The 335-nt window shown below is 67.2% G+C and carries 1 pseudogene; it reads right to left on the bottom strand.

What is annotated here, in order from left to right:
• Nucleotides 1-294 (bottom strand): annotated as a pseudogene (locus EN824_RS33960) (hypothetical protein); the annotation flags it as partial.
• Nucleotides 295-335: the final 41 nt, after the last annotated feature.

Raw genomic sequence — 335 nt, 5'->3', positions numbered from 1 at the left:
GTTCTTCGGGTCCTGGTAGATGCCGCCGAACCACATGCCATAGGCCACGTCGCGCACGCCAGCGACCTGGCGCACCTGGGTTTCCAGGCGGATCGGCAGCGACTGGGTGATCGACAGCCGAGAAGCGACCACCAGGCGGTTGGCGCCTTCCACGCTGCCACCGGACGAGAACGCCACGCGCACCGAATCGAGCACGCCGAACAGCAGGAACGCGGCCACCACCGAAAGCAGGGTCAGCAGGGTACGGGTGCGGCTGCGGAACAGCTGTGCCCACACCAACGAGAAGTATTTCATCGCCGTGGCCTCCGTCAGTGGGCCAGCGGCGCGTCGGCCAG

This window comes from Mesorhizobium sp. M8A.F.Ca.ET.181.01.1.1, assembly GCF_004792025.1.
GTDB lineage: Bacteria > Pseudomonadota > Alphaproteobacteria > Rhizobiales > Rhizobiaceae > Mesorhizobium.
The sequence above is the reverse complement of the archived record's forward strand: the minus strand, read 5'-3'. Positions and strand labels throughout refer to the sequence as shown.